This is a genomic window from Elioraea rosea (genome assembly GCF_007644105.1).
Lineage (GTDB): Bacteria > Pseudomonadota > Alphaproteobacteria > Acetobacterales > Acetobacteraceae > Elioraea_A > Elioraea_A rosea.
In genome coordinates this window covers 1-26,302 of sequence record NZ_VFAC01000043.1, presented here as the reverse complement: position 1 = coordinate 26,302, position 26,302 = coordinate 1, and the positions used below count along the sequence as shown (strand labels likewise).

Annotated in this window: 30 protein-coding genes; 15 read left to right on the top strand and 15 right to left on the bottom strand. The window is 70.5% G+C overall.

Features of this window, described 5'->3' with window-relative positions; translation table 11 throughout:
• The 3 genes from phnE to phnN all read left to right on the top strand — a co-directional run.
• Positions 1-835, top strand: an 835-nt coding sequence (gene phnE / locus FIF60_RS18615; RefSeq protein ID WP_338032109.1) for a phosphonate ABC transporter, permease protein PhnE, incomplete at its 5' end; no start/stop codon positions are given.
• 20 nt (positions 836-855) lie between these two features.
• Positions 856-1,479, top strand: coding sequence for an LbetaH domain-containing protein (locus tag FIF60_RS18610; RefSeq protein ID WP_144299789.1), 624 nt, complete (start codon positions 856-858; stop codon positions 1,477-1,479).
• Positions 1,476-2,033 carry a phosphonate metabolism protein/1,5-bisphosphokinase (PRPP-forming) PhnN gene (gene phnN, locus FIF60_RS18605; protein ID WP_144299788.1) on the top strand — a complete coding sequence of 186 codons (558 nt, stop codon included), beginning with the start codon at positions 1,476-1,478 and terminating at the stop codon, positions 2,031-2,033. Before FIF60_RS18610 ends, phnN begins: the two co-directional genes overlap by 4 nt.
• Here the strand turns inward: phnN and FIF60_RS18600 are convergent.
• Genes FIF60_RS18600 through phnG form a run of 8 tightly spaced genes read right to left on the bottom strand, consistent with a single transcriptional unit; the run spans position 2,015 to position 8,374 of the window.
• On the bottom strand, positions 2,015-2,704 hold the full coding sequence (locus FIF60_RS18600; RefSeq protein WP_144299787.1) for a DUF1045 domain-containing protein: 690 nt from the start codon (positions 2,702-2,704) through the stop codon (positions 2,015-2,017). The genes phnN and FIF60_RS18600 overlap by 19 nt on opposite strands.
• Positions 2,704-3,846, bottom strand: a complete 1,143-nt coding sequence (locus FIF60_RS18595; RefSeq protein ID WP_144299786.1) for an alpha-D-ribose 1-methylphosphonate 5-triphosphate diphosphatase — start codon at positions 3,844-3,846, stop codon at positions 2,704-2,706. The genes FIF60_RS18600 and FIF60_RS18595 overlap by 1 nt, the downstream gene beginning before the upstream one ends.
• A complete protein-coding gene (gene phnL, locus FIF60_RS18590; protein WP_144299785.1) occupies positions 3,843-4,547 on the bottom strand; it encodes a phosphonate C-P lyase system protein PhnL in 705 nt (234 codons plus the stop codon). The genes FIF60_RS18595 and phnL overlap by 4 nt, the downstream gene beginning before the upstream one ends.
• Entirely contained in the window at positions 4,544-5,320 is a 777-nt protein-coding gene (gene phnK / locus FIF60_RS18585) for a phosphonate C-P lyase system protein PhnK (RefSeq protein WP_144299784.1), read from the bottom strand. Before phnK ends, phnL begins: the two co-directional genes overlap by 4 nt.
• Positions 5,320-6,219: an alpha-D-ribose 1-methylphosphonate 5-phosphate C-P-lyase PhnJ gene (locus FIF60_RS18580; RefSeq protein WP_144299783.1), complete on the bottom strand. Its 900-nt coding sequence runs from the start codon at positions 6,217-6,219 to the stop codon at positions 5,320-5,322. The genes phnK and FIF60_RS18580 overlap by 1 nt, the downstream gene beginning before the upstream one ends.
• A complete protein-coding gene (locus tag FIF60_RS18575; RefSeq protein WP_144299782.1) occupies positions 6,216-7,316 on the bottom strand; it encodes a carbon-phosphorus lyase complex subunit PhnI in 1,101 nt (366 codons plus the stop codon). Before FIF60_RS18575 ends, FIF60_RS18580 begins: the two co-directional genes overlap by 4 nt.
• A gap of 3 nt (positions 7,317-7,319) precedes the next feature.
• Positions 7,320-7,910 carry a phosphonate C-P lyase system protein PhnH gene (gene phnH / locus FIF60_RS18570; protein ID WP_239451706.1) on the bottom strand — a complete coding sequence of 197 codons (591 nt, stop codon included), beginning with the start codon at positions 7,908-7,910 and terminating at the stop codon, positions 7,320-7,322.
• Positions 7,907-8,374 (bottom strand): phosphonate C-P lyase system protein PhnG, encoded by a 468-nt coding sequence (phnG, locus tag FIF60_RS18565; RefSeq protein ID WP_239451705.1) that lies wholly within the window; start codon positions 8,372-8,374, stop codon positions 7,907-7,909. The genes phnH and phnG overlap by 4 nt, the downstream gene beginning before the upstream one ends.
• A gap of 154 nt (positions 8,375-8,528) precedes the next feature.
• On the opposite strand from phnG, the gene phnF reads away from it, so the two are divergent.
• From phnF to FIF60_RS18540, 5 genes are all read left to right on the top strand, one after another.
• On the top strand, positions 8,529-9,308 hold the full coding sequence (gene phnF / locus FIF60_RS18560; protein ID WP_144299781.1) for a phosphonate metabolism transcriptional regulator PhnF: 780 nt from the start codon (positions 8,529-8,531) through the stop codon (positions 9,306-9,308).
• Positions 9,309-9,324: 16 nt separating this feature from the next.
• On the top strand, positions 9,325-10,497 hold the full coding sequence (locus tag FIF60_RS18555) for an alpha-D-ribose 1-methylphosphonate 5-triphosphate diphosphatase (protein ID WP_204251250.1): 1,173 nt from the start codon (positions 9,325-9,327) through the stop codon (positions 10,495-10,497).
• 84 nt (positions 10,498-10,581) lie between these two features.
• On the top strand, positions 10,582-11,382 hold the full coding sequence (gene phnC / locus FIF60_RS18550) for a phosphonate ABC transporter ATP-binding protein (RefSeq protein WP_144299779.1): 801 nt from the start codon (positions 10,582-10,584) through the stop codon (positions 11,380-11,382).
• An 83-nt stretch (positions 11,383-11,465) separates the two neighbouring features.
• A complete protein-coding gene (locus tag FIF60_RS18545; RefSeq protein WP_144299778.1) occupies positions 11,466-12,221 on the top strand; it encodes an SDR family oxidoreductase in 756 nt (251 codons plus the stop codon).
• A gap of 29 nt (positions 12,222-12,250) precedes the next feature.
• Positions 12,251-13,099, top strand: a complete 849-nt coding sequence (locus FIF60_RS18540) for a fumarylacetoacetate hydrolase family protein (protein WP_144299777.1) — start codon at positions 12,251-12,253, stop codon at positions 13,097-13,099.
• Positions 13,100-13,138: 39 nt separating this feature from the next.
• Here the strand turns inward: FIF60_RS18540 and FIF60_RS18535 are convergent, their stop codons facing one another.
• The gene (locus tag FIF60_RS18535) at positions 13,139-14,677 is read right to left on the bottom strand and encodes a UxaA family hydrolase (RefSeq protein ID WP_144299776.1); all 1,539 of its coding nucleotides are present in this window, start codon (positions 14,675-14,677) and stop codon (positions 13,139-13,141) included.
• Between the two features lie 187 nt (positions 14,678-14,864).
• Between FIF60_RS18535 and FIF60_RS18530 the strand changes: the two genes are divergently transcribed.
• Together FIF60_RS18530 and FIF60_RS18525 are read left to right on the top strand one after the other, a co-directional pair.
• The gene (locus FIF60_RS18530; RefSeq protein ID WP_144299775.1) at positions 14,865-15,854 is read left to right on the top strand and encodes a sialic acid TRAP transporter substrate-binding protein SiaP; all 990 of its coding nucleotides are present in this window, start codon (positions 14,865-14,867) and stop codon (positions 15,852-15,854) included.
• A gap of 88 nt (positions 15,855-15,942) precedes the next feature.
• Positions 15,943-16,935, top strand: a complete 993-nt coding sequence (locus FIF60_RS18525) for a sialic acid TRAP transporter substrate-binding protein SiaP (protein ID WP_239451704.1) — start codon at positions 15,943-15,945, stop codon at positions 16,933-16,935.
• Positions 16,936-16,982: 47 nt separating this feature from the next.
• Here FIF60_RS18525 and FIF60_RS18520 read toward each other — a convergent pair whose 3' ends face one another.
• From FIF60_RS18520 to FIF60_RS18510, 3 genes are all read right to left on the bottom strand, one after another.
• On the bottom strand, positions 16,983-17,606 hold the full coding sequence (locus FIF60_RS18520) for a hypothetical protein (protein ID WP_144299774.1): 624 nt from the start codon (positions 17,604-17,606) through the stop codon (positions 16,983-16,985).
• Between the two features lie 84 nt (positions 17,607-17,690).
• A complete protein-coding gene (locus FIF60_RS18515; RefSeq protein WP_144299773.1) occupies positions 17,691-18,179 on the bottom strand; it encodes a GNAT family N-acetyltransferase in 489 nt (162 codons plus the stop codon).
• A gap of 6 nt (positions 18,180-18,185) precedes the next feature.
• Positions 18,186-19,298 (bottom strand): mandelate racemase/muconate lactonizing enzyme family protein, encoded by a 1,113-nt coding sequence (locus FIF60_RS18510; RefSeq protein ID WP_144299772.1) that lies wholly within the window; start codon positions 19,296-19,298, stop codon positions 18,186-18,188.
• Between the two features lie 56 nt (positions 19,299-19,354).
• Between FIF60_RS18510 and FIF60_RS18505 the strand changes: the two genes are divergently transcribed.
• Positions 19,355-19,936, top strand: a complete 582-nt coding sequence (locus FIF60_RS18505; RefSeq protein ID WP_144299771.1) for a TRAP transporter small permease — start codon at positions 19,355-19,357, stop codon at positions 19,934-19,936.
• The gene (locus FIF60_RS18500) at positions 19,933-21,210 is read left to right on the top strand and encodes a TRAP transporter large permease (RefSeq protein WP_144299770.1); all 1,278 of its coding nucleotides are present in this window, start codon (positions 19,933-19,935) and stop codon (positions 21,208-21,210) included. Before FIF60_RS18505 ends, FIF60_RS18500 begins: the two co-directional genes overlap by 4 nt.
• Positions 21,211-21,372: 162 nt before the next feature.
• On the opposite strand, the gene FIF60_RS18495 is transcribed toward FIF60_RS18500, so the two are convergent.
• The 3 genes from FIF60_RS18495 to FIF60_RS18485 form a co-directional block, all read right to left on the bottom strand.
• Complete coding sequence (locus tag FIF60_RS18495; RefSeq protein WP_144299769.1) at positions 21,373-22,149, bottom strand: DUF4394 domain-containing protein; 777 nt, start codon at positions 22,147-22,149, stop codon at positions 21,373-21,375.
• A 116-nt stretch (positions 22,150-22,265) separates the two neighbouring features.
• Positions 22,266-22,982: an anti-sigma factor gene (locus FIF60_RS18490; RefSeq protein WP_144299768.1), complete on the bottom strand. Its 717-nt coding sequence runs from the start codon at positions 22,980-22,982 to the stop codon at positions 22,266-22,268.
• Positions 22,979-23,533 carry a sigma-70 family RNA polymerase sigma factor gene (locus tag FIF60_RS18485; protein WP_144299767.1) on the bottom strand — a complete coding sequence of 185 codons (555 nt, stop codon included), beginning with the start codon at positions 23,531-23,533 and terminating at the stop codon, positions 22,979-22,981. Before FIF60_RS18485 ends, FIF60_RS18490 begins: the two co-directional genes overlap by 4 nt.
• Before the next feature lie 210 nt (positions 23,534-23,743).
• Between FIF60_RS18485 and FIF60_RS18480 the strand changes: the two genes are divergently transcribed.
• The 3 genes from FIF60_RS18480 to FIF60_RS18470 form a co-directional block, all read left to right on the top strand.
• Entirely contained in the window at positions 23,744-24,472 is a 729-nt protein-coding gene (locus FIF60_RS18480) for a DUF1028 domain-containing protein (protein WP_144299766.1), read from the top strand.
• Entirely contained in the window at positions 24,469-25,452 is a 984-nt protein-coding gene (locus FIF60_RS18475) for an ABC transporter ATP-binding protein (protein ID WP_144299765.1), read from the top strand. Before FIF60_RS18480 ends, FIF60_RS18475 begins: the two co-directional genes overlap by 4 nt.
• Positions 25,449-26,302 (top strand): ABC transporter ATP-binding protein (locus FIF60_RS18470; protein ID WP_144299764.1); only part of this gene is annotated, 854 nt, incomplete at its 3' end. The genes FIF60_RS18475 and FIF60_RS18470, both read left to right, overlap by 4 nt.

Here is a 26,302-nt window from a genome sequence, read left to right as displayed (position 1 = left end):
CGCGCGCATGAGCGCCGCCTCGCTCGAGGCGTTGCGCGCCGCGCACCCGCGCGCGTTCGCACGGCCGCCGCGCGAGCGGCTGGCGCGCGCGGCGCTCTGCCTTGCCGCGCTCGCCGTGTTCGCCTTTGCCTGCTGGCGCGTCGCGCCGACCATGGAGGCCTTCACGACCGGGCTCGGCAAGCTCGGCTTCCTCGTCCGCTTCATGCTGCCGCCCTCCTCGGGCGGGGCGTTCCTGCCGCTTCTCGGAGCGCTCGGCGAGACGCTCGCCATGGCCTTCCTCGGCACGCTTCTCGCCGCGCTCATCGCCCTGCCGCTGGGCTTCCTCGGCGCCCGCAACGCACTGCCCGCGCCCGTGCTGCGGTTCCTCTTCCGCCGCGGCTTCGACACGCTTCGGGGGGTGGACAGCCTGATCTGGGCGCTGATCTTCGTCTCGGCCGTAGGCATGGGCCCTTTCGCGGGTGTGCTTGCGCTGGCGGTGCCGGATATCGGCATCTTCGCCAAGCTCTTCTCCGAGGCCATCGAGAACGCCGACCGGCGTCCCGTCGAGGCCGTGCGCGCCTGTGGCGGAAGCAGGCTCGACGAGGCCCGGTTCGGGCTCGCCCCGCAAGTGCTGCCGGTGATGCTGAGCCACGTCCTCTACTTCTTCGAGAGCAACGTGCGCTCGGCCTCCATCCTCGGCGTGGTCGGCGCAGGCGGCATCGGGCTCGCGCTGTCGGAGCGCATCCGCATCAATGACTGGGACGAGGCGGCCTTCATCATCCTGATGATCCTCGCCGCCGTCTGGCTCATCGACACGGTGTCAGGGCGCATCCGCCGTGCCATCATCCGCGCCTGACCGGAGCGGACCGTCCCTGCATGACCGAAGCCTCGCATCTCTCGACCGAACCGACGATCCACCCCACCGCGCATGTGCGGGACAGCACGCTCGGGGCGTGGACGGAGGTCGGCGCCCGCACCTCGATCGCCGAGACGACGATGGGCGACTACAGCTACGTGGTGAACGACAGCTCGATCATCTACGCCACGATCGGCCGCTTCTGCTCGATCGCCGCCCACACCCGCATCAACCCAGGCAACCACCCGCTCGAGCGCGCGGCGCTGCACCACTTCACCTATCGCGCGGCGAAGTACGAGCTCGGCGAGGACGAGGACGCGTTCTTCGACTGGCGCCGCGCCTCGCACGTGACGCTCGGCCACGATATCTGGGTCGGCCATGGCGCGACGATCCTTCCCGGCGTCACGATCGGCACAGGTGCGGCGATCGGGGCGGGGGCGGTCGTCTCCAAGGACGTGCCTGATTTCGTCATCGTCGCCGGCGTTCCGGCGCGGCCCATCCGCTTCCGCTTCCCGCCGGAGCTCCGCGCGGCGCTCCTGCGCATCGCCTGGTGGGACTGGCCGCACATGGTGCTGAAGGAGCGGCTGGGCGATTTCCGCACGCTCGGCGCCGAAGGGTTCTGCCGGAAATACGACCCGGCATGAGCGAGGGGCTTCTCGCCCTCGTCTTCGGCCCCTCCGGCGCGGGCAAGGACAGCGTTCTCGACGCCGCCGCGCGGATGCTTCCCGCAGGTTCGCGCATCGTGTTCGCACGCCGCGCCATCACGCGCCCCGAAGCGGCGGTCGGGGAGGCGCACGAGGCGATCACCTGGCCAGAGTTCGCGGCACGCCGCGCGGCCGGATCATTCCTGCTGAGCTGGGAGGCGAACGGCCATGGCTACGGCATCCCGGCCCAATACGCGCGGATGCTCGATGCCGGAATGATCGTTGTCGCCTCCGTGTCGCGCACCGTGCTCGGCGAGGCAGCACGTCTTCGCTGGCCCGTGCTGCCCATCCGCATCACCGCGCCTGCCCCGATCCTGGCCGAGCGGCTTGCGCGGCGCGGCCGGGAGGATGCCGCAGCGATCGCGGACCGTCTTGCCCGCGCTTCGCTCGCCGAGCCCGCGCTCGGCCTCGCGGTGCACGAGATCGTCAACGACGGAACGCTCGAGGAGGCCGCAGCCCGCTTCCTCGCCCTCGTTCAGCGGCCGAACCGGTAGCGGGCGAGAAGCGCGAAGGGGCCGTCCTTCTCTGCCTCGCCATAGAGCGTGATGCCGTCGACCGGCAGCGGCGCCGCAAGCGCCTCCCGGAGGAGCCCTGAGAGAGCGGCGACGGCGCGAGCATGCTCCTCGGCGCCGAGCTTCTCCGTCAGCGTCATGTGGAACTCGAATAGCCGCATGACGCGCGGATAGCCCCAGCGCTGGAGATTCTCCTCCTCCTCGGAGGTGAGGCCGCGCCGGCGGCGGCGGGCGAGTTCCTCTTCCGACGGCGGGGCGCGGAACCGGTCGAACACCCGCACGCAGTCGGCCGCGAGCGCGTCGAGCGCCGCGACCGGTTCGGCGGGAACGAGCACCGTGTAGCCGGAGAAGCAGGCGAGCCTGAGCGCGGGAATGGCGAACGCCTCGCGGTCCGACGCGAAGCGCGCGAGCTCGGCCTCGAGCTCGGCCCGGGACGTGCCATCGGCGAGGGCGAAGGGAGATTTCAGCGTGGCATGCCAGCCATAGCGCCGCGCCTCCGCCGTCATCGCGGTGACGCGCGCGGGTTCGAACCCGTCAAGCCTCGGCTGGTCGATGGCTTCGCCCGTTTCCGGATCGTGGCCGAGGATGGCGCAACCGGCGCGCCAGAGCGGATGCGCGCGCGGCGGCGCGTAGTAGATGGCGTAGCGATGCATCAGGCGATGCGCTTTCCCTCGCGCCACACCTGGCGCACCAGCGGGTGGCCGTCAGCGAGGTGGACCTGGACGAGGTCGGCGCGCAACTTCGGTGCGATCGCGCCGCGATCGGCGAGGCCGACCATCAGCGCGGGCCGCTGCGAGATCGTGGCGATTGCCGCAGGAAGCGGCACGTGCAGCTTCTCGTGCACCATCAGCGCGGCGGCGAGCATCGCTCCAGGCACGTAGTCGGATGCGAAGACATCGACGAGCCCGTCACGCATCAGGTCGGCGGCGCGGACATTGCCGCTGTGGCTTCCGCCGCGGACGATGTTCGGCGCACCGGCGACGATTCCCATACCATGCCTGCGCGCCGCCTCGGCGGCGACAGCGGTGACGGGGAACTCGCTGATCGCGATGCCGGCCTCTGCCCAGGAGGAGACCTCTTCCTCCGTGCGGTCATCGTGGCTTGCGAGAGCGACGTCGCGGCCCGCGACGGCGGCGAGGATCGCGGCCCGGTTCGGCTCCCGCACGCGCTCGCGCATCGCCCAGCGCCGGCCGATATACGCTTCCGCCTCCTGCTCGTTCATGCCGAGGTTGCGGGCATTCTTGCGCTTGTACTTCTCGATGTCGGCGAACTGGCCGACGCCGGGCGTATGGTCCATCAGCGACACCATGCGCACGAGCGGATCACCCGCGACCAGCGCGAAGCTCTCCCGCATGCCCTCGACGCTGATCTCGCAGCGAAGATGCAGGAAATGTTCCGCGCGGAGAAGCCCGCGGGGCGCCAGCGCACGGAGTTCCGCCACCCCTTCGCGGAACATCTGGTCCCGCTGGTCCGCGTGCTCGACCTCGCCGACGCAGAGCGCGTCGAGAACCGTGGTGATGCCGGCCGCGGCGACCTGCGCGTCATGGGAGAGCAGCGCGGCGCGCGACGACCAGCGCACGCCCGGGCGCGGCATCATGTGCTTCTCGAGGTTGTCGGTGTGGACGTCGACAAGGCCCGGGATCAGCAGGTCCTCCTCGAGATCCTGCGCGCCGGCGACGGCTGAGCGCCCCGTGTCGATGCGCGCGATCCGTCCGTCGCGCACCACGACCGTGCCGAGGAACGCCTCCGACGGCGTGACCACGCGGGCGTTGGTGAGCACCAGGTCCATGCTCATGCCGCCTCCGCCCTGAGGGGAGTGACCTCGATCGAGCGCGTCGCCACCGCTTCGCGGACTTCGCGGTCATGGAAGATGCCCACCATCGCCGCGCCACGCGCCTTCGCCTCCTCGATCAGCCCAATGACGACGGCACGGTTTGCGGGGTCGAGGCTCGCGGTCGGCTCGTCGAGAAGCATGATCGGGTAGGGATAGGCAAAGCCGCGCGCGAGGTTCACGCGCTGCTGCTCGCCGCCTGAGAAGGTCGCGGGTGGCAGGTCCCACAGCGCTTCGGGCAGGTTGAGGCGGGCGAGAAGCGTACGCGAACGCTCGATGGCCTCTGCTTCGCCCAGGCCCGCGCGACGCGCCGGTTCGGCAACGATCGCGAGCGTGCTGACGCGCGGGATGACGCGGAGGAACTGCGAGACGTAGCCGATCGTCCGCCGCCGCACCGACACGATCAGCCGCGGGTCGCCCGAGGCGATGTCGACCATCGCGCCGTCATGGGAGACGAGGATGCGGCCCTCGCCAGCGAGATAGTTGCCGTAGAGCGCGCGCATCAGCGTGCTCTTTCCCGCGCCGGACGGCCCGACGAGCGCCACGCAGTCACCGGGCGCGACGGCGAGATCGATGCCGTGGAGCACGGGCAGCCGCCGCCCGCCCTGGAGATGCAGCGTGAAGGATTTCGCGAGCCCTTCCACCTTGAGCACCGGCGCGCTCATGCCTGCAGGACCGACGACACGAGGAGCTGCGAATACGGATGCTGCGGGTCGTCGAGCACCTGGTCGGTCAGCCCCGATTCCACCACCTCGCCCCGCTGCATCACGAGCATCCTGTCTGCGAGAAGGCGGGCGACGGCGAGGTCATGCGTGACGATGATCGCCGCGATGCCGAGCTCGCCGACGAGGCTGCGGATGAGGTCAAGCAACCGCGCCTGGACAGAGACGTCGAGCCCGCCCGTCGGCTCGTCCATCAGCACGAGCCGCGGTTCCGTGACGAGGACGCGCGCGATCTGGAGCCTCTGCTGCATGCCGCCCGAGAAGGTGCGCGGCGGGTCGTCGATCCGCCCGCCATCGATCTCGACGCGCGCGAGCCATCCCTCCGCCTCGGCCCGAATGCGCCCCCAATGGCGCGCGCCGGCCGCCATGAGCCGCTCGCCCACATTGCCGCCGGCGGAGACGGCCATGCGAAGCCCGTCGCGCGGGTTCTGGTGTACGAAACCCCATTCCGTGCGCGCGAGCGCCCGCCGGCGCGGCTCGGACAGCCTGTGCAGATCGACCGTCTCGCCCGCGGCGGTCCGGTAGAGAACGCGGCCGTCATCGGGCGTGATCTCGCCGTGCAGCGCGCGCAGCAGCGTGGTCTTGCCCGAACCGCTCTCGCCTACGATGGCGAGAACCTCGCCTGGCCACAGCCGGAACGAGGCCTCGCGCACAGCAGCGATGCGCCCGAACGAGACGGAGACGCGGTCTGCCTCCAGCAGCGGTGCCTCCGCCATCATGCCGTCTCCTTCCGGGCGAGCGCATGCCCGGCAAGCCGGCCGCGATGGCCGGCGTCCCGCCTCTGGCCGCACCAGTCCGTGTCGGAGCAGACGAACATGCGCCCGCCGCGATCGTCGATCACCACCTCGTCGAGATAGCTGTCCTCCGCGCCGCAGAGGTCGCAGCAGGATGTCGCACGCCAGGGGTGGAACGGATGGTCCTCGAAATCGAGGCTCCGCACGCTCGTGTGCGGCGGGATTGCGTAGATGCGCTTCTCCCGCCCCGCGCCGAAAAGCTGCAGCGCGGGCGAGTTGTCCATCTTGGGATTGTCGAAGCTCGGGATGGGCGAGGGCGCCATGATGTAGCGGCCGCCGACGAGAACGGGATAGTCATAGGAGAGGGTGATGCGACCGTGCCGGGCGATGTCCTCGTAGAGCTTCACGTGCATCAGCCCGTAATCGGCCAGCGCGTGCATGCGCCGCGACTCGGTCTCGCGCGGCTCGAGCTTCCTGAGCGGCTCGGGCTGCGGAACCTGGTAGACGATGATCTGGTGCGCCCGAAGCGGCTCCTCCGGGATCCTGTGGCGCGTCTGGATCACGGTTGCCTCCGCCGTGCGCTCGGTCGTGCGCACGCCGCTGACGCGGGTGAAGAAGCGACGGATGGAGACGGCGTTGGTCGTATCATCCGCCCCCTGGTCGATCACCTTCAGCACGTCGCCCTGCCCGAGAACGGCGGCCGTGACCTGCATCCCCCCCGTTCCCCAGCCATAGGCGAGCGGCATCTCGCGGCTTGCGAACGGCACCTGGTAGCCGGGAATGGCGACGGCCTTGAGCAGGGCGCGGCGGATCATCCGCTTCGTCTGCTCGTCGAGATAGCCCTCGTTGTAGGCGGCATCGGGCGTGGTGGCCGGCGTCATTCCGCTGCCTCCCGCCGCGTCTCCGCGAGGCGCTCCTCGGCCTCCGCGCGCAACCTCCGGATCAGCTCGAGCTCGGACTGGAAGTCGACATAGTGGGGCAGCTTCAGGTGCTGCACGAAGCCCGAGCTCTCGACATTGTCGCAATGGCTCAGCACGAACTCATGGTCCTGCGCAGGGTGCACCGCCTCCTCGCCGAGCTCGGCCGCCATCAGCGCGCGGTCGACCAGCGCCATGCCCATCGCCTTGCGCTCGCCATGGCCGAACACCAGGCCGTAGCCCCGGGTGAATTGCGGCTTCTCGGTCCGGCTTCCCTTGAACTGGTTCACCATCTCGCACTCGGTGACCATGATCTCGCCGAGTTCGATGGGGAAGCCGAGCTCTTCCGGCACGAGCTCGACCGTCACGGCGCCGTAGCGGATCTCGCCTGCGAAGGGGTGTGCGCCACCATAGCCGCGCTGGGTGGAGTAACCCATCGCGAGCACGAAGCCTTCGTCTCCGCGCGCGAGCGCCTGGAGCCTTGCGGAACGGTCGGCCGGGAAGCGTGGCGGGTCGCGGGTGATGTCGACGGGCTCGCGACCGTCGTCCGGCGCCTCGGGCCGCATCAGACCCTCGCCGGCAAGAAGCGAGGACACATGCGGCATCGCTGCGTCGAGCGGCGCTTCGGCACGCGGCGCGGCGGCGGTCTCGCCGCCAGCCTCGAGCGAGAAATCGAGGAGCCGGTGCGTGTAGTCATAGGTCGGCCCGAGCACCTGGCCGCCGGGCAGGTCCTTGTAGGTCGCGCTCACCCGCCGCTCCACCGCCATCACGGCCGTGTCGAGCGGCAGGCTCGCCCCGAAGCGCGGCAGCGTGGTGCGATAGGCCCGAAGCAGGAAGGCAGCCTCGACGAGGTCGCCCTGCGCCTGGCGGATCGCGAGCGCGGCGAGGCGCCGGTCATACAGCGACGCCTCCGCCATCACGCGATCGACCGCGAGGCCGAGCTGGCCCTCGATCTGCTCGAGCGCAAGCGCCGGCACGTCGGCCGGGCCGCGCCTGACCTCGGCGAGGAACGCGTGACTGTTCTCGATCGCCTTCTCGCCGCCCTTGACCGCGACGTACATCGCTCAGGCCTCCTCGATGGAAGTGCTACGCGGCAGGAACATCGCGTGCGCCCCGGAGACGAGGATCGCGTCCACGCCGCGCGGGAACAGGCGATGGTTGGCCGCGCGGGCGGCGACGAAGCCTGCCGCAAGCCCCTCGACGGAAACGACGCGCTCGCCGTCGATGCCCGGGCCGGTCAGTCGCAACGCGGCACCCGAGCCGAAGCCGGCCACGGCGAGCACGATCGTGGCGCCGCGGTCGGGATACTCGTCCCTCCCCGCATCCAGCGTGGCCATGTCGGGGAGCGCGGATGCGTCGGCCGCGAAAACGAAGCCTGCCTCGCGCGCATCGGCAACGATGCGGCAGCCGCAATGGAAGCGGAGCCAGACGGCAGCCTCGTGCGCGGCGGCGTCGATCCAGAGCGGCGTGTCCGCGTCGACGAGGGTCAACGCCACCGCTGCCATCGCGGGCGGCAGGCAGGGCGGCGGCTCGGCGGGAACGCGGAGGGAGGCGATCGTCCCAGGCCGCGCTGCCGCCTCGAGCAGGGCGCGGAAGGCGGCCTGCGCATCGCGCACGGGATGGGCGAAGCCCGGCGACAGGGACGCCTCGCTCATCCCATCCTCACCATGCCGTAGAACTCAACGCGCGTTGCCGCTGCACGGCGGGAGCGATCGTCCCGCTCCGCCTCCTGCGCGGCACGCATCGATGCGAGCGCCTGAGCGAGGGAAGGGGGCACGGCGCCCTGCGCTGTCGCCTCGAGCACGGCGGCAAGCTCCGCCCGCCGCCCGTCGCGACCGGCGATGTAGGCGTGGCCGATGCGACCGTCACCGAGCCGTACGGCACAGCGCGTCACTGTCATCTCGCCGAGATTGAAGGCCCTTCCGCTGCCGCCCATCCTGCCGCGCACCATGACCATGCCGGTTTCCGGCCCACGCAGGACCTGCCACGCGGGCGCAGGCGAGAGCGCGGCGAGCGCGGCTTCAAGCGCGGCCTCGGGCGCGCGGGCGAGCACCGCCATGCGACCGCGCCTGGCGTCCTCCGCCTCAGTCGGTCGCGCATCGGTCAGAGCATCCGGCATCGGCCCGCCCCAGTCATGTCCACCCGAATCATGTCTAGACGTCCGTACATACCAACACCTACTCTCCCCCGCAATCGCGCCTGCGGTGAAGGCTGCGTTACGATGTCGTGACGCGGCCGCGCCATCGCGCGAACCGGTGCCGGGCGAGGCGGAGATGGCGACGACGGAACGGATCGAGAGACAGCGGACACGCAGCAGCATCGACGCGGGCGAGATCGAGCGCGGCGCGGGCGTGACGCTCTGGCGGCAGATCGAGCAGGCCATCGAGGCGGATATCGTCGCCGGCCGTGCCGCAGCCGGGTCGCGCCTGCCGACGGAGGCAGAGCTTGCCGCCTCGTTCCGCGTCAACCGCCACACCGTACGGCGGGCGATGGAGGAGCTGGAGAGGCGCGGCCTGGTGCGCGTCGAGCAGGGGCGGGGAAGCTTCGTGGCCGAGGACGTGGTCGACTACCGCGTCGGCCCGCGCACGCGCTTCTCGGAGGTGATCGCGCGGGGCAACCGCCATCCTTCGGGCCAGGTGCTGCGCATCGCAGAGGTGCCGGCCTTCGACGCCGCCGCCTCTGGCCTTCGCATCCGGAAGGGGCGGCCGCTCTGGCTGATCGAGCGCCTCGGCCTCGCGGATGGCCGTCCCGTCGCCTTCGGCATGCATCACTTCCCCCAGGCTCGCTTCCCGACGCTGCCGGAGGCCGTCGCCGCGCAGGGCGGTTCGCTCACCCGCGCGCTCGCCGCCTGCGGCCTCGGCGAGTACACGCGGCTCTCGACGCGCGTGACCGCCCGGCTGCCGACGCCGCAGGAGGCCGATCATCTCCGCCAGGCGCGGAACCGGCCCGTCATCGTGGCGGAGAACGTGAACGTCGACCCCGATGGCGTTCCCGTCGAGTACGGCATCGGCCTCTATCCCTCGGGCCGGGTGCAGCTTGTCTTCGAATTCTGATCGCCGGAGGATGTGCGTGACGATACCGCAACGGGAAGTCTCGGTCGCCGGAGCGCGCCTGCTCCTCGACGGCGCGCTCGTGGAGGCGGAGGTGACGGTCGCCGACGGGCGGATCGCCCGCATCGGCGGCGCGGCCCCGAACGGCGCCACGGTGCTCGATGCCCACGGGTGGCTGCTGCTTCCGGGCCTCATCGACATCCACGGCGATGCGTTCGAGCGCCAGCTCCAGCCCCGCCCGGGCGTAGACTTCCCCGCCGACATCGCGCTCATCGACACCGACCGCCAGCTCCTCGCCAACGGCATCACCACCGCCTTCCACGGCGTGACGCTGTCGTGGGAGCCGGGCCTGCGCGGCGTCGAGACGTTCCGCGCGCTGCTCGATGCCCGCGCGCGGCTCGACGGCGCGCTCGCGGCCGACAACCGCATCCATCTCCGGCTCGAGACCTATGCGATGGATGCCTGGCCGGACGCGGAAGCCGCGATCGCCTCGGGACGGATCGACCTGCTCGCGTTCAACGACCACACCGCCGAGATCGCGCGCCGGTCGGAGGATCCTGCGCGTGCGGCGAAATACGCCGAGCGCGCGCATGTGAAGGGGCCGGAGATCCTCAGGCTTGCCCGCGAGATGCTTGCCCGCGAGGGCGAGGTCGCCACCTTCGTCGAGAGGGCGGCGGCCGCGGCGCGCGAGGCGGGCCTGCCGATGGCGAGCCATGACGATGCCTCACCTGCGGTGCGCGCGCGCTGGCGCGCGCTCGGCTGCGGCATCTGCGAGTTCCCGATGAACGCCGAGACCGGGCTTGCCGCGCGCGCCGCCGGCGAGGGGGTGATCATGGGCTGCCCCAACGTGGTGCGCGGCGGAAGCCACATGGGCTGGCACAGCGCCGAGGCGATGGTGCGCGCGGGCGCGTGCGACATCCTCGCCTCCGACTACTACTACCCCGCCATGCTTCGCGCGGCCTTCGCCCTGGCCGCGCGCGGCGCGCTGGCTCTTCCCGACGCCTGGGCGCTCGTCTCGGCCAATCCCGCACGGGCGGCGAAGCTCGATGATCGCGGGCGAATCGCCGAAGGGCTGCGGGCCGATCTGGTTCTCGTCGACGCCGAGCAGGGGCGCCCGCCGAGGGTGATGGCGACGATCGCCGCAGGCAGGCTCGCCTACCTGACGCCGGAGGCGGCAGCACGCCTCGGCTGAGGCGTTCTGTCATCGAAGCATCATCCGCGCCCGGCGCCCGATGCGCTATCGGCCTCGACACGGCCAATCGCGGGAGGCGCTGGGATGCTCGAGCTTCAGGGATTGACGCGTCGCTACGGCTCCGTCACGGCCGTCGACGAGGTGTCGCTGTCGGTCCCCAATGGCCAGATGCTCGGGGTGATCGGCCGCTCCGGCGCGGGCAAGTCCACCCTTCTTCGGCTGATCAACCGCCTGGCCGAGCCGTCCGAGGGGCGGATCATGTTCGACGGAGCCGATGTCACCGCGCTCTCCGGCACCGCGCTGCGCGCGTGGCGGACGCGCTGCGCGATGATCTTCCAGCAGTTCAACCTGATTCAGCGCCTCGACGTGCTGACCAACGTGCTTGTCGGCAGGCTGAACCACCGCGGCACGCTGTCGTCGATGTTCAAGCTCTTCACCGCCGAGGAGCGCGCGCTCGCGATCCGCACGCTCGACCGCTTCGACCTGGCCGACGCCGCGTTGCAGCGCGCTGAGACGCTCTCGGGCGGGCAGCAGCAGCGCGTGGCGATCGCCCGCGCGCTGGTGCAGGAGCCGCGGATCCTGCTCGCCGACGAGCCGATCGCGAGCCTCGATCCGCGCAACGGCCGCGTGGTGATGGAGGCGCTCGCGCGCATCAACCGCGAGGACGGCATCACCGTCATCTGCAACCTCCACACGCTCGACACCGCGCGCGCCTATTGCGACCGCATCGTCGGCATGGCGAAGGGCCGCGTGGTGTTCGACGGCCCTCCCGCCGCGCTCACCGCGCCGATGGTCCGCGCCATCTACGGCATGACGGAGGACGAGCTCGCCGAGGCCGAGACGGTCACCTCCACCTCGGTCGGCGAGGCGCTCATCCCCGCCTGAGGCGCCCCTCCCGGCGCCGCCGCCCCTCTTGCCGGGCGCCCTGCCTCGCGGCAGGGTGCGCGCGACGCAAGGGAGGGATCGGCATGGCAGGACGGCTATCGGGCAAGCGCGCCTTCGTTACCGCGGCGGCCCAGGGCATCGGACGGGCAACCGCGCTCGCCTTCGCCGCGGAGGGTGCCGCTGTGATCGCGACGGACCTCAACGAGGACAAGCTCGGCGAGCTCGGCGCCGTTCCCGGCATCACGACCGCCCGGCTGGACGTGCGCGACTGGGGCGCGATCGAGAAGGCGGCTGAGGCGGCCGGCGCGGTCGACATCCTCTTCAACTGCGCGGGCTTCGTGCACCAGAACACGATCGAGACCTGCACCGAGGAGGAGTGGGACTTCGCGTTCGACCTCAACGTCAAGAGCGCCTTCCGGGTGACGAAGGCGCTCCTTCCCGCGATGCTCAAGGCCGGCCGCGGCGGCTCGATCATCGTCATGTCCTCGGCCGCCTCCTCGATCAAGGGTGCGCCGAACCGGTTCGTGTACGGTGTGACGAAGGCGGCGCTGATCGGCATGGTGCGCTCGATCGCCTCGGACTACGTCAAGGCCCGCATCCGCGCCAACGCCATCTGCCCCGGAACGGTCGAGACGCCCTCGCTGCAGGACCGCATCGCCGCGAACGCCGCGCAGGCCGGCAGCGTCGAGGCAGCGCGCGCTGCCTTCATCGCACGCCAGGCGATGGGCCGGCTCGGCACGGCGGAGGAGATCGCCGCGCTTGCCGTCTATCTCGGTTCCGACGAGAGCGGGTTCGTCACCGGCCAGTCGATCGTGATCGACGGCGGCTGGACACTCTGACACTTCGACATCGCAAGGGAACAACACCGATGAAGCTTCTTCGCTGGGGCCCCAAGGGGTCGGAAAAGCCGGGCATGCTCGACACCTCGGGCGCGCTGCGCGACCTCTCCGGCGTCGTCTCCGACATCACGCCCGAGCTTCTGTCGCCCGCCGGCTTGGCCCGGCTCGCGGCCGTCAAGGCCGATGCTCTTCCGAAGGTCGAGGGCACGCCGCGCCTCGGCACGCCCTTCACCGGCACGCGGAACTTTATCTGCATCGGGCTGAACTACGCGGACCATGCCGCGGAATCGAACATGCCGATCCCGGCCGAGCCGGTGGTGTTCATCAAGGCGCTGTCGGCGCTCTCGGGCCCGAACGACGACATCGAGATCCCCAAGTTCTCGAAGAAGACCGACTGGGAGGTCGAGCTCGGCATCGTCATCGGCACGCGCGCGAAATATGTCGAGGAGGCCAACGCGCTCGAGCATGTGGCGGGCTACTGCGTCGTCAACGACGTCTCCGAGCGCGAGTTCCAGCTCGAGCGGGGCATGACCTGGGACAAGGGCAAGGGGCATGACACGTTCGGCCCCGTCGGCCCCTGGCTCGTGACGAAGGACGAGGTGGCCGATCCGCAGGACCTCCGCCTCGGCGTCGATGTGGACGGCCAGGTGATGCAGGACGGCACCACGAAGACGATGATCTTCCCTGTGACGAAGCTCGTCTCCTACGTCTCGCACTTCATCAGCCTGAACCCCGGCGACATCATCGCCACCGGCACGCCGCCCGGTGTTGGCGCGGGCAAGAAGCCGAACCCGATCTTCCTCCGCGCGGGCCAGACCATGCGCGTGTGGGTCGAGGGCCTCGGCGAGCAGAACGCGAAGACGGTCCAGGCCGGCTGAGGGTGCTCCGGCCGGGGCGCGCGCTCCGGCCGGTCTCGCCTACATCGTCGCGCCCTGCACCCAGGGCGCGAACTCCTCCGCGCCGAACCCCCACTGCTCGCTCTTGGTGCGCTCGCCCGAGGCGATCGCGAGCATGTGGCGGAAGATGCGATCGCCGCACTGCGGCACCGTCTCGTCGCCGTCGATCACCGTGCCGCAGTTGATGTCCATGTCGTCCTCCATGCGGCGGAACATGGGCGTGTTGGTCGCGAGCTTGATCGAGGGCGTGGGCTTGCAGCCATAGACGCTGCCCCGGCCGGTGGTGAAGCAGACGAGGTTGGCACCGCCGGCGACCTGGCCGGTGGCGGCCACGGGGTCGTAGCCTGGCGTGTCCATGAACACGAAGCCCTTGGCGGTGACGGGCTCGGCGTAGCGGTATACCTCGACGAGATTGGTCGTGCCGCCCTTTGCCATGGCGCCGAGCGACTTCTCGAGGATGGTGGTCAGCCCTCCTGCCTTGTTGCCGGGGGAGGGATTGTCGTCGAGCTCGCCGCCGTTCTTCCGCGTGTATTCCTCCCACCACTCCATGAGATCGACGAGCTTGCGGCCGACCTGCTCGCTCACCGCGCGGCGGGTGAGGAGATGCTCCGCGCCATAGGTCTCCGGCGTCTCGGAGAGGATGACGGTTCCGCCGTTCCGCACGACGAGGTCGGAGGCCGCGCCGAGGGCGGGGTTGGCGCTTATGCCCGAGTACCCGTCAGACCCGCCACACTGCAGCGCGACGCAGAGATGGCTCGCGGGCACCGCCGTGCGCGCGCCCTGCGCATTCGCATCGGCGAGCATCTCGCGCACGAACTCGACGCCCTTGGCGACCGTCTTCGGCGTGCCGCCCGTGGCCTGGATGGTCATCGCGCGCACGCGGGGTTTTCCGTCGAGCGCGCCCTGTTCCATCAGCCCGGGGATCTGGTTCACCTCGCAGCCCAGGCCCAGAACGAGGATGGCGGCGAAGTTCGGGTGCATCGCGTAGCCAGCGAGCGTGCGGCGGAGGATGCGCAACGGCTCGTCGTCGCTCATGCCGCAGCCGGTCTTGTGCGTCAGCGCAACGACACCATCGATGTGCGGGAAGTCGGCGAGCGGGTCGTGGCCGGTGAAGGGGTTCCGCCGGAACGCATCGGCGACGTACTGCGCGACGGTGGCGGAGCAGTTCACCGTGGTCAGCACGCCGATGTAGTTGCGCGTCGCCACCCGCCCGTCGGGGCGGAGGATGCCCTGGAACGTCGCGGGCTCGGCGACGAAGTCGGTCGGCCGCGCCTCGCGGGCGAAGGCATAGTCCTTCGCATGGTCGCCCATGCCGAGATTGTGGCTGTGCACATGCTCGCCTGGGGCGATCGGCTTCGTCGCGATGCCGATGATCTGGCCGTAGCGTCTCACCGGTTCGCCGGGGGCGTGCGCGCGCGTGGCGATCTTGTGCCCGGGCGGGATGCGGCTCGCTGCCGCAACGGTCTCGCCCGGGATGGGCGTGCCGGGAAGGATGTCGGTGCGCGCGATGACGACGCCGTCCCCCTCGTGCAGCCTGATGGCAAGCGGCGGTGTCGGCATGCTTCGCTCCCCTGTGTCGCATCCACTCGATGCCGGACTATCGCGCAGCGGGGGCGGTTGTTCCATCCTCCGGCCGTCCGCTTCGCCAGCCGGAAAGGTCAGGCTTGCGCCCCGCCCCGGGTTTTGCGCAAACTGATGTATCAGAACCGGCCGGGCCTACCGGCCGAAGGGGAGGAGGATCCTTGCCATGCGTCGTTTCCTGATCGGTGCCGCGCTCGCGGCCGGTGCCTTTGCCGTTGTCGCGCCCGCCGAGGCGCAGCAGCGCCTGCGCTTTGCCCATGTGTACGAGACGAACGAGCCGTACCACACCGAGGCGCTCTGGGCGGCCGAGGAGATCGGCAAGCGGACGAACAACCGCTATCGCATGGAGGTGTTCCCGGCCTCCGCGCTCGGCAACGAGCCGGCGATCAACGAGGGCCTGACCCTCGGGACGATCGACATGATCTACACCGGCGTCGCCTTCGCGGGCTCGCGCTTCCGCCCGATCGCGATCTCGAACGCGCCCTTCATCTTCCGCGATTACGACCATTGGCTCGCCTATCGCGACAGCGACCTCTTCAAGGAGCTCGCAACCGGGTATGACCGCGCGACCGGCCACAGGATCCTGGCGCTGACCTACTACGGCGCGCGGCACGCCACGGCGAACAAGGCGATCAACCGCCCCGAGGACATGCGGGGCATGAAGCTCCGCGTGCCCCAGGCGCCGCTCTACATGATGTTCGCCCGCTCCGTCGGGGCGAACGCCACGCCGATCGCCTTCGCGGAGGTGTATCTCGCGCTGCAGAACGGCACGGTTGACGGGCAGGAGAACCCGCTTCCCACCATCCAGGCGAAGAAGTTCTACGAAGTGCAGAGCCACATCGCGCTGACCGGGCACATCACCGAAAGCCTCGTCACGATCGCCTCTGGCGCGCTGTGGCGCCGCCTCTCGGCCGCCGACAGGGCCGTGTTCGAGGAGGTGTGGCGCGAGGCCGCGAACCGCGCGACCTACGCGATCCGCATCTCCGAGGAGACGCTGCCTGTCTGGTTCGAGCAGCAGGGTAAGACGGTGGTGCGTCCTGACCGTGCCGCCTTCCGTGCCGCGGCCCAGCCGCTGCACAACGACACGCAGGCGGGCGCGGGCTGGACGCGCGAGCAGTACGACAGGCTGCAGGCGCTCGGCGCCCGCTCGAACTGAGCCGTCTGGCGGGAGCCGCCCGGTTCGCGGCGGCTCCCGCGCCGTCACGTCGTTCGCCGGCCTGGGCCGGCCTGGGAGGAGAGAAGGAATGTTCCGTCGCCTGATGCTCGGCGCCGCCGCCGCGGCGCTGACCACGCTTGCCGCGCTGCCGGCAGAGGCACAGCAGCGGCTTCGCTTCGCGCATGTGTACGAGACGAACGAGCCCTACCACACCGAGGCGCTGTGGGCGGCAGACGAGATCGCCAAGCGGAGCAACAACCGCTACCGCATCGAGGTGTTCCCCGCCTCGGCGCTCGGCAACGAGCCCGCGATCAACGAGGCGCTCACCCTCGGGACGATCGACATGATCTACACCGGAACGGCCTTCGCCGGCTCGCGCTACCGGCCGCTCGCGATCTCGAACGCACCTTTCATCTTCCGCGACTTCGACCACTGGCTCGCCTACCGCGACAGCGAGCTCTTCAAGGAGCTCGCCGCCGCCTATGACCGGGCGACCGGCCACAGGATCCTCGCGCTCACCTACTACGGCGCGCGGCACGTGACGGCCAACCGCGCCATCGCCAGGCCCGAGGACATGCGGGGGATGAAGCTGCGCGTTCCACAGGCGCCGCTGTTCCTCATGTTCACCCGCTCGGTCGGGGCGAATGCCACGCCGATCGCCTTCGCCGAGGTGTATCTCGCGCTGCAGAACGGCACGGTTGACGGGCAGGAGAACCCGCTTCCCACCATCCAGGCGAAGAAGTTCTACGAGGTGCAGAGCCACATCGTTCTGACCGGCCACATCGTCGACCAGCTCGTGACCATCTCCTCCGGCGCGCTGTGGCGTCGCCTCTCCGCAGCCGATCGCGCGATGTTCGAGGAGGTGTGGCGTGAGGCCGCAGCGCGCGCGACCTACGCGATCCGCACCTCCGAGGAGACGCTTCCTGCCTGGTTCGAGCAGCAGGGCAAGACGGTGGTGCGCCCGGACCTCGCTCCCTTCCGCGCGGCCGCCCAGCCGCTGCACAACGACGCCCAGGCCGGTGCGGGCTGGACCAGGCAGCAGTATGACCGGTTCCAGGCGCTCGGTGCGCGGACGAACTGACCGTGCGGGCCGGGCAGAGGCGGGCGGTGCTGCCGCCCGCCTTCCTCCTACCAGTCGCGGACGATGGAACAGCCGACCTTGCCGCAGGACGGGGGGTAGGAGTTGAGCTTGACGCCAAGCTCGATGGCATCCGGCGCCTGATAGTTCTTCCCGCATTTGCGGCAGGTGAAGCTGCGCGACCGTGCCGTGCTCGTGCTGCTCGTTGCGACGGAGGACGAACCGCCCGAGAGCGTCAGCACCACGACCTTGTTGGTCTTGAAGCTGTAGTCGTGCGCCTGGGCAAGTGCTTCCTTGACCAGGGAGTTGCCATAGGCGGCAGAGGAGATATGGACGACGGTGACGGAGGTGCTTTCGTTCGCGTTCTTGTACTTCTTCCGCGTGTAGTAGTTCACCCCGCCGACCTGGACCTGGGTGTTGATCCTGTCGGTGCCCGACACGCCGCCCTGCTGGTCGCAGCGGTAGTCGTCGGTCTGGCAGGGGTGGTTGCTTCCGGAATGGGTCGTCTCGGAGGTCTTGTCGCCGGTCTCGCGGATCTGCGCCAGCATCGCCTGCCATTGGCGTCCGTTCGGCCGGTTCGTAGGGTCAAACTTGTCGCTGTTCGGGATCGTTCCGCCTTCCTGGAAGGTGAAGCCCTGCACCTGCGGCAGCGCGGTTCCGAAATCCTGCTCCATGTCGCTCCTCTCGCGCCTGCGGTCATGCGGCGTCGGTTCTCTCGTCGAACGGAACGATACGGCGGTACGCTGTTCCGCTTCAACTTATCCGCGAGAGATTATTATGCGCGCAACCGTATGCGACGTATCGCCGTACGTCGCCCGCTTCCAGAAGCGCCGCGCCACGCCGTTCCGCGCAGCGATCGACGCCTCGACGATCTCCACGCCTGCGCCGGCGAAGCGGGCCTCTGCGGTACGCAGGAGTGCGGTGCCGAGGCCCTGCCGCCTCCAGGCTGGTTCGACAGCCAGCGCGCCGATCACGCCGCGGCGGGCAGGGTGAAGCCATGGCTGGTCGCGTTCGAAGCAGGCGATGAAGCCGGCGATGCCGGTGCCGGCCTCGGCGACGAGTGCGAAGCCCTCGACGCCGTCGAGGATGCGGCCGAGCCAGCGCGCGATCGCCGCGTCGAGGCACGCGACGTCGCTCCGCCACCCGGCCGCTTCGTGCTCGCGCCCGGCATGCTCATCGAACAGCCCGCGCCAGAGCGCCGCGACGGCCGCCCGGTCATCGTCCGTGAGGTCCCTGATCGCCGCCATCGCCGCTCAGGTGACGATGATCGGGCTGAAGGCTTGCCTGCGCGCGATGGCCGCCTCGTCCCAGGCGATGCCGTTTCCAGGCGCATCGGAGGGGATGGCGTGCCCGTCGGCGATCGCGATGCCGGCTTCGGTGATGTCGTCGAGCTGCGGGATGTGCTCGAGCCAGCCGCTGTTCGGCACGGCGCAGACGAGCGGCAGGTGAAGCTCCATCAGGTAGTGCGGGCAGACGGCGACGTTGAACGCCTCCGCCATGTGCGCGACCTTCAGCCACGGCGTGATGCCGCCGATGCGCGCGACATCCACCTGCACGATGCCGCAGGCGCCGCGCGCGAGATAGTCGCGGAACTGCGCTGGGTGATAGAGGCTCTCGCCGACGGCGATGGGGATCGTCGTCGCACCGTTGAGCCGCACATGGCCCTCGACGTCCTCTGCCGGAAGCGGCTCCTCGAACCAGGCGAGGTCGAGCCCCGAAGCCTCGAACAGCCCAGCGCGGCGGATGGCTTCGGCGACGGTGAAGCCCTGGTTCGCGTCCGTCATCAGCGACACGTCCGGCCCGATCGCCGAACGCACCGCCTCGAGCCGCGCGATGTCCTCGCGCGCGGAGGGCTTGCCCACCTTCACCTTCACGCCGCGGAAGCCGCGCCCGGCGGCGGCCTGCGCGTCCTCGACGAGCCGCGCGACCTCGACATGCAGCCAGCCGCTCTCGGTGTCGTAGGCCGGGATGCGCGGCTTCGCACCACCTGCGAGAACGTGCAGCGGCTTGCCGAGCATCTTGCCGCGAAGGTCCCACAGGGCGGTGTCGATCGCCGCCATGGCGAGCGCGGTGACGGGGCCCACGGCCAGCGAATGCGTCGCCCAGAACAGGTCGGACCAGATCGCCTCGACCATGTCCGCATCGGCGCCGATGAGCCGCGGGGCGAAATGGTCGCGCATCAGCGCGATGACCGACGACCCTCCCGTGCCGATCGTGTACGAGTAACCGATGCCGGTCGCGCCATCCTCGGTGGTGATGCGGACGAGCGGCGTCTCCTGCGTGACGAAGGCCTGGATCGCGTCCGAGCGCGGCGTCTTCGGCGCGAGGTCGACCTGGGTCATCTCGATGCGCGTGATGCGCGGCATGCCGTTCCCTCCCTCCGGGTGCGGCGGGCAGTATAGGCCGCGGGAAAGGCAAGCGGATGGAACGAAACGACCCGACAACGACCGAGCCGGAGCCCGGCTACGAGACGCTGATCCATGCCCAGGAGGAGGCCGAGCTGCACGAGCCGCCGGGCGACTGGCGGTTCGAGGACTGGCTTGCCTTCGCCCTGTTCTGGGTGCTTGCCGCGGTGGTGTTCACGCAGTTCTTCAGCCGCTACGTGCTGAACGACAGCATCGCCTGGACTGAGGAGATCGCCCGCTACCTGCTGATGGTCACGGCCTTCGTCGGCGCGGCGCTCGCGGCCCGGAAGGGCACCCACATCGCGCTCGACCTCGTGCCGAACCTGCTCCCGCGCGGTGCCCGGCGCTGGATGCGCCTCGCGCTCGGCATCACCACCATCGCCTTCTTCGCGATCTCCGCCTGGCTCTGCTGGAGCATCGCCGAGGCGATGATGTACCAGCCGATGGTGGTGATCGATTTCCCGCTCGGCTGGGTCTACTGGGGCGTGCTCGCCGGCATGATGATGACGGCCTTCCGCCTCGCGCAATACACCTGGGTGCGGTTCCGCGAGGGCGAGCCCGAGCAGCCGGCCGATCCCTCCGAGGGGGCGCGGCTGTGACCACGCTCCTCTTCGTCTCCTTCGTCGCCGCATTGCTGCTCGGGCTTCCCGTCGTCGTCGCGCTCGGCGGCTCCTCGCTGCTCTACGTCGCGCTGCAGGGCGACCTCCCCCTTCTCGTCGTCGTGCACCGGATGGTGAACGGCATCGACAGCTTCCCGCTTCTCGCCGTGCCCTTCTTCATCATGACCGGCAACCTGATGAACAGCGCCGGCATCACCGACCGCATCTTCAACTTCGCCATCGCCTCGATCGGCTGGGCGAGGGGAGGGCTCGGGCACGTCAACGTGTTCGCCTCCGTCATCTTCGCCGGCATGTCCGGAACGGCGGTGGCCGATGCCGGGGGGCTCGGCACGATCGAGATCAAGGCGATGCGGGACAACAAGTATCCCGACCATTTCGCCATCGGCATCACCGCGGCCTCCTCGGTGATCGGCCCGATCATCCCGCCCTCGCTGCCACTCGTGATCTACGGCGTGATGGCCAATACCTCGATCGGCCAGCTCTTCTCCGCCGGCATCCTGCCCGGGCTCCTGATCGCCGTCGTGCTGTTCATCTGGGTGGCGGTCGAAGCGCGGCTTCGCGGCTATCCGCGCGATGCGCATTTCACCTGGCTCCGCCTCGCGCATGCCACCTGGCGGGCGGTGCTGCCGCTGATGACGCCGGTGATCCTGATCGGCGGCATGAAGTCGGGCATCTTCACGCCCACCGAGGCCGCCATCGCGGCGACGGCCTACGCCCTCATCCTCGGGCTCATCGTCTACCGCACCCTCGGGTGGAACCGCCTCGTGCGGGTCTCGATGGAGACGATCGAGACGACGGCGATCGTGCTCGTCATCGTCGCCGGTGCCTCGATCTTCGGCTGGCTCGTGACGACGACGCGCATCAGCGAGGAGGTGGCCGCGGCCGTTCTGTCGCTCACCGAGAACAGGGCGATGGTGCTGCTTCTCGTGAACCTCGTCCTGCTCGTCGTCGGCTGCTTCATGGAGACGATCGCGGCCATCACCATCCTCGTCCCGGTGCTCCTGCCGCTGATCACCAAGGTCGGCGTCGACCCGGTGCATTTCGGCATCATCATGACGCTGAACCTGGTGATCGGGCTGCTCACGCCACCCGTGGGCATGGTGCTCTACGTTCTCGCGCGCATCGCCGACAGGAGCTTCGAGTACGTCACGAAGGCGGTGATGCCGTTCCTCATCCCGCTCTTCATCGCCCTCGGGATCGTGACCTACTGGCCAGGCTTCGTGCTGTTCCTGCCGACGATGTTCTATCGATGATTGACGCTGCGAGGTGGCGCCCCCGGGGGATCGGGGCGCCACCTCGCTCGCCGCGGCGCGGGCCGGGAGTGAACCCGCTGGCCGGCCGAACCCCCACGGAACGACCTTTCGTGAGCGTGGCTCGGCCCGCCGCCGCGACGGTTTGCGACGATACCGGCCGCGTCAGCGCATCGCCGTGATGTCGATCACGTCGGCGGGGAGGTTGGCGATCGGGCCGGCCGTGGTGATCGCCCCGCTCTCGAGGTCGATGCGGTGCAGCGCGCCTGCGGCGACCACGAAGCCGGTGTTTCCGCCATTGCCGTCCGAGAGGATGTCGAAGGCAGTGCCTGGCGGCAGGGCGACGCCGGTCTGCCCCTTCGTGCGCTGCGCGCCGTCGTTCGGCGGGGCCTGCAGGTTGAGCTGCCCGAGCAGCGTGTCGATCGTGTAGAGCGCGGTCGAGGACGTGCCGGCGACACTGTTGGTGTAGGCGCCCGCAGTGATGCGCGGCGCGGTGCCGGCGTTGCGGTCCTCCGGGTGGTACTTCAGCGTGCCGTCGACGATGGTCGCCCCTGTCTCGACGTTGATGCGGAGGTTCTGGCCGGTCACGCCCATCACGCGGAGGCGGTCGGCGGCGGGGTTGAAGTCGACCACCGTGCGGCCGCCCGTCTCGAGCTTCTCCGAGAGCCGGCTCCGCATCGTCGCGGCCCCCGTCGCGGGGTCGATCGTGTAGAGCACGCCCGCATCGGTCAGCGCCCACAGCGCGCCGTCGGCCGGGCGCTGGTCGATGCCGACGACGCGGCCCTCGACGCCGCGGATGACGATGGGCGCTGCGGCGCGGCGCGTGTCGCTGTCGATCGCGAGGAGGCGGTTGTCGGCGGTGAGCCCGATCAGCGTCGCCGCCTCGGCGGCCGCCGGCAGGGCGAGTGCGGTGGCGGCGAGGGCAAGTGTCCTGAAGCGCATGGGTCGGTCCTTCGCGGGTTGTTCCTCTGACGGACCGGCGTTGCCGCCAATCCATCAGTGCTACCGGCGCGAAGGGCGACCGGATGCAGATCCAGCCGTTCACGGAACCGTGAGCGTCAGTTCACCCTCTCGAGGCGGCCGATGAACAGCACAGGCCCCGTCGGCCGCCCGATGGGCGAGCCTCCCGGCGGCTCGAGGCTGATCTCGATCAGCATCCCCTCGCGCGGCGGCATCACGCGCGGGTCCACCGCGAGGCGACCATCGGGCGGAACGAGGCCGAGCGACACGGGCTGCGACTCTCCCTGGTAGAGGCCCCAGAGCTGCAGCACGCGGCCCTCGTCGCGCGGGCGGGGGTTCACCGCGCCGGCAAGCATGATGCCGCCCTCGCGCGTTGCCTCCACCACCCAGGCAGGGGCGGCCTGGTCCTGCTGCAGCACGGCGACGAAGCGCGGCTCGGCAGGCTCCGGCGCGGGGCGGAGGATGAGGAAGGCGGCAAGGCCCGCGGCGATCGCGGTCGAGGCCACGGCCCAGCCCTTCCAGACGCGAAGCGAGGCCCCGCGCGGCGCAGGCAGCGGCGCGGGCAGGTCATCGAGCCGCGCCTCGATGCGGGCGAGCAGGCCAGCCGGCGGTTCCGCCTCGGGGATGGCGCGGGCGAGGGGGGCGAGGCGCGCCTCCCACATCAGCACCACGGCGCGGAACGCGGCATCGCTCTCCATCGCGGCGCGCACCATCGTCGCCTCGCGTGCCTCGAGCGTGCCGAGCACGTACTCGGCCGCGAGCGCCTCACGCTCCTCCGGGCTGTCGGGCAGGGGCGGGAACAGGGGCGTGCTCATGACGCGAGGCACTCCCTCAGGCTTGCGAGCCCGCGCCGGATCCACGCCTTGACGGTTCCGACCGGAAGCTCGAGCCGCGCAGCGACCTGGCTGTGGCTGAACCCGTCGACGAACGCGAGTACGATGGAGCGACGGTTCTTCTCCGGCAGCCCCTCGAGGCAGGCGCGAAGCCGCGCCGCATCGGCCGCGTCATCGAGCCGCGAGACGGGATCCTCCTCCACCGGCCGATCGCCGAGCGCGGGGTCGTCCGTCGGCGTCTCGCGGCCGCGGGCGCGGGCGGCATCGAGCGCCACGTGCCGGGCGATGGCGGCGAGCCAGGTGCGGGGTTCGCCGCGCGTCGCGTCATAGGTGCCTGCGCGCGACCAGATTCTCAGGAAGGCATCCTGCACCGCATCGGCCGCGGCGGCCGGGTCACGCAGGATGGCGAGCGCGATGCCGTAGAGGCGGCGGCTCTCCGCAGCATAGAGGCGGCGCAGGGCTTCGCGCTCGCCGCGCGCGATAGCGGCGAGAAGCGAGGCATGGTCGCCCGTCGTGTCCGCCGGTCTCTCCATCATCCTTCCCGGGCCTGCGGCCAAGCAGGGTGCATTCCCCACGGCATCTGTCCAGTCGCCCATCCATCACATACGCGCAGCCTGGCGGATCGGATGCAGCCTGCTTCCGTCATGGCACGGGGCGTGCTTAACAGGCGGGCCGGCCGGAAGAGACGGAACGATGACACGCGGGGAGCGCACGGTGGCGGGAATGACGGAAAGGGCGGGATCGTGACCTGGTCGATCCTCGCGCGTGACCCGGAGGACGGCACGCTCGGGGTGGCGGTCGCGACGCGGTTCTTCGCCGTCGGCGCGCTCTGCCCGCATGTCGAGGGCCGGGTTGCCGCGCTCTCCACCCAGGCGCTGATGAACCCGATGTACGCGATCGAGGGGCTGGCGATGCTGCGCCACGGCAAGGTCGCGCCCGACGTTGTCGCGGCGCTGACTGGCGCCGATGCGGGCCGGGCGATGCGGCAACTGCACATCCTCGATGCAGAAGGGCGCATCGGGCAGCATACCGGCGAAGGCTGCGTGCCCTGGGCCGGCCACACGCAGGGGCAGGACTGTTCGGTCGCGGGCAACATGCTTGCAGGTGAGGCGGTGATCCTCGCCACCGCACGGGCCTACGAGCAGGCTGCCGCGGCGCGGCTGCCCATGGCGGAGCGGCTGCTTATCGCGCTCGAGGCGGGAGAATCCGCGGGCGGCGATGCGCGCGGCAGGCAGAGTGCGGCGCTGAAGGTGGCGAGCCGCGACCCCTATGCCGATCTCGACATCCGCGTCGACGACCATGCCGAGCCGATCCCCGAGCTCCGCCGCCTGTACCGCCGCTCGCGCGCGCGCTTCGCCGTCTATCGCCGCTTCCTTGCCGGCCCTGGGCACCCCGGAACCTATGACCGCGCGGTGATCACCGCAGCCGTCGAGGCTGAGGGCACGCCGGACGACGACACCCCGGGCTCATGAGCGCGCTCCTCTCCGTCGAGGGCCTGTCTGTCGGCTTCGCGACCGATCGCGGACCGATCGAGGTGGTCGAGGACCTGTCGTTCTCGCTCGCCCGCGGCCGCACGCTCGCCATCGTCGGCGAGAGCGGCTGCGGCAAGTCGGTCACCTCGCTCGCCCTGATGCGGCTCCTGCCACGAAACGCACGCATCCGCGGCCGTGTGGTGTTCGACGGCGCCGATCTTCTCGCACTGCCGGGGCCGGACATGCGGCGGCTCCGCGGCGGCGAGATCGCGATGATCTTCCAGGAGCCGATGACGAGCCTCAACCCCGCCTTCACGGTGGGCGACCAGATCGCCGAGGCGATCCGCGAGCACCGCGCGATCGGCGAGCGCGAGGCGAGGGAGGAGGCGGTCGCGATGCTCCGGCGCGTCCGCATCCCCGATCCCGCGGCGCGGGCGGAGGAGTATCCGCATCGCCTCTCCGGCGGCATGCGCCAGCGCGTGATGATCGCGATGGCGATGGCGTGCCGGCCGAAGCTGCTGATCGCCGACGAGCCGACCACGGCGCTCGACGTGACGATCCAGGCGCAGATCCTCGACCTGATGCGCGAGATGGCGGCCGAGTCCGGCACGGCCATCATCCTCATCACACACGACCTCGGCGTGGTGGCCGAGATGGCCGACGAGGTGTTGGTGATGTACGCCGGCCGCGCGGCAGAGACCGCGCCTGCGCGGCGGCTTTTCGCCGCGCCGAACCACCCCTACACGGTCGGGCTGATGGGGGCGATCCCCCGCCTCGACGAGGATCGCGGCAGGCTTGCGACGATCGAGGGGGCCGTGCCGAGCCCGTCCGCCTGGCCGCCTGGCTGCCGCTTCGCGCCGCGCTGCCCGTTCGTCGTCGCCCGCTGCACCGAGGCCGCACCGCCCTTCGCGCCGATCGGCGAGGGCCATCGCGCCGCCTGCTGGCAGGCCCCGCTCGACCGGTTCGCGGAGGCAGCATGAGCGCGCTCCTGCAGGCGACCGGGCTTCGCAAGCATTTCCCCGTCGCCGGCGGCTGGCTCGGCCGCCAGGCAGGCGCGGTGCGCGCGGTGGACGGCATCGACATCACCGTGCGCGCCGGCGAGACGCTCGCTCTCGTCGGAGAGAGCGGCTGCGGCAAGTCCACCGCCGCGCGGCTCGCGCTCAGGCTGATCGAGCCCGATGCCGGAACGATCCTGTTCGACGGCGAGGAGCTGACGGCGATGGACGAGGCGCGGCTCCGCGCCGCGCGCCGGCACATGCAGCTCATCTTCCAGGACCCCTTCGCCTCGCTGAACCCGCGCATGACGGTCGGCCAGATCCTCGCCGAGCCGATCCGCCTGCACCGGTTGCGCGAGGGTGCCGCCGTCGAGGCGCGGGTGGCGGAGCTTCTCTCCCTCGTCGGCCTCCGCGAGGAGGCCGCGCAGCGCTACCCGCACGAATTCTCGGGCGGCCAGCGCCAGCGCATCGGCATCGCCCGTGCGCTTGCCTGCGAGCCGAAGCTGATCGTCGGAGACGAGCCCGTCTCCGCGCTCGACGTGTCCATCCAGGCGCAGGTGATCAACCTGCTCGGCGACCTGCTGCACCGCTTCGGCCTCGGCTTCCTGCTGATCGCGCACGACCTCGCCGTCGTGCGCCACATCGCCGACAGGGTGGCGGTGATGTATCTCGGCCGGATCGTCGAGACGGGAACGAAACGGGCTGTGTTCGACGCGCCCAGGCACCCCTACACGCGCGCGCTTCTCGCCGCCGTGCCGCGGCCGGACCCGGCCGCGCCGCGCGCCGCGGCGCTCGTCTCTGGCGACCCGCCGAGCCCGCGCAACCCGCCGCCCGG

Coding starts and splice junctions, on each gene's coding strand:
- FIF60_RS18610 (WP_144299789.1), top strand. CDS start 856: ATGACCGAAGCCTCGCATCTCTCGACCGAACCGACGATCCACCCCACC.
- phnK (WP_144299784.1), bottom strand. CDS start 5,320: ATGGCGGAGGCACCGCTGCTGGAGGCAGACCGCGTCTCCGTCTCGTTC.
- FIF60_RS18525 (WP_239451704.1), top strand. CDS start 15,943: ATGTTCCGTCGCCTGATGCTCGGCGCCGCCGCCGCGGCGCTGACCACG.
- FIF60_RS18540 (WP_144299777.1), top strand. CDS start 12,251: ATGAAGCTTCTTCGCTGGGGCCCCAAGGGGTCGGAAAAGCCGGGCATG.
- phnH (WP_239451706.1), bottom strand. CDS start 7,910: ATGAGCGAGGCGTCCCTGTCGCCGGGCTTCGCCCATCCCGTGCGCGAT.
- FIF60_RS18495 (WP_144299769.1), bottom strand. CDS start 22,149: ATGCGCTTCAGGACACTTGCCCTCGCCGCCACCGCACTCGCCCTGCCG.
- FIF60_RS18580 (WP_144299783.1), bottom strand. CDS start 6,219: ATGACGCCGGCCACCACGCCCGATGCCGCCTACAACGAGGGCTATCTC.
- phnG (WP_239451705.1), bottom strand. CDS start 8,374: ATGCCGGATGCTCTGACCGATGCGCGACCGACTGAGGCGGAGGACGCC.
- FIF60_RS18485 (WP_144299767.1), bottom strand. CDS start 23,533: ATGGAGAGACCGGCGGACACGACGGGCGACCATGCCTCGCTTCTCGCC.
- FIF60_RS18545 (WP_144299778.1), top strand. CDS start 11,466: ATGGCAGGACGGCTATCGGGCAAGCGCGCCTTCGTTACCGCGGCGGCC.
- phnN (WP_144299788.1), top strand. CDS start 1,476: ATGAGCGAGGGGCTTCTCGCCCTCGTCTTCGGCCCCTCCGGCGCGGGC.
- FIF60_RS18600 (WP_144299787.1), bottom strand. CDS start 2,704: ATGCATCGCTACGCCATCTACTACGCGCCGCCGCGCGCGCATCCGCTC.
- FIF60_RS18510 (WP_144299772.1), bottom strand. CDS start 19,298: ATGCCGCGCATCACGCGCATCGAGATGACCCAGGTCGACCTCGCGCCG.
- phnC (WP_144299779.1), top strand. CDS start 10,582: ATGCTCGAGCTTCAGGGATTGACGCGTCGCTACGGCTCCGTCACGGCC.
- FIF60_RS18490 (WP_144299768.1), bottom strand. CDS start 22,982: ATGAGCACGCCCCTGTTCCCGCCCCTGCCCGACAGCCCGGAGGAGCGT.
- FIF60_RS18530 (WP_144299775.1), top strand. CDS start 14,865: ATGCGTCGTTTCCTGATCGGTGCCGCGCTCGCGGCCGGTGCCTTTGCC.
- phnL (WP_144299785.1), bottom strand. CDS start 4,547: ATGAGCGCGCCGGTGCTCAAGGTGGAAGGGCTCGCGAAATCCTTCACG.
- FIF60_RS18505 (WP_144299771.1), top strand. CDS start 19,355: ATGGAACGAAACGACCCGACAACGACCGAGCCGGAGCCCGGCTACGAG.
- FIF60_RS18575 (WP_144299782.1), bottom strand. CDS start 7,316: ATGTACGTCGCGGTCAAGGGCGGCGAGAAGGCGATCGAGAACAGTCAC.
- FIF60_RS18515 (WP_144299773.1), bottom strand. CDS start 18,179: ATGGCGGCGATCAGGGACCTCACGGACGATGACCGGGCGGCCGTCGCG.
- FIF60_RS18520 (WP_144299774.1), bottom strand. CDS start 17,606: ATGGAGCAGGATTTCGGAACCGCGCTGCCGCAGGTGCAGGGCTTCACC.
- FIF60_RS18535 (WP_144299776.1), bottom strand. CDS start 14,677: ATGCCGACACCGCCGCTTGCCATCAGGCTGCACGAGGGGGACGGCGTC.
- phnF (WP_144299781.1), top strand. CDS start 8,529: ATGGCGACGACGGAACGGATCGAGAGACAGCGGACACGCAGCAGCATC.
- FIF60_RS18475 (WP_144299765.1), top strand. CDS start 24,469: ATGAGCGCGCTCCTCTCCGTCGAGGGCCTGTCTGTCGGCTTCGCGACC.
- FIF60_RS18595 (WP_144299786.1), bottom strand. CDS start 3,846: ATGAGCATGGACCTGGTGCTCACCAACGCCCGCGTGGTCACGCCGTCG.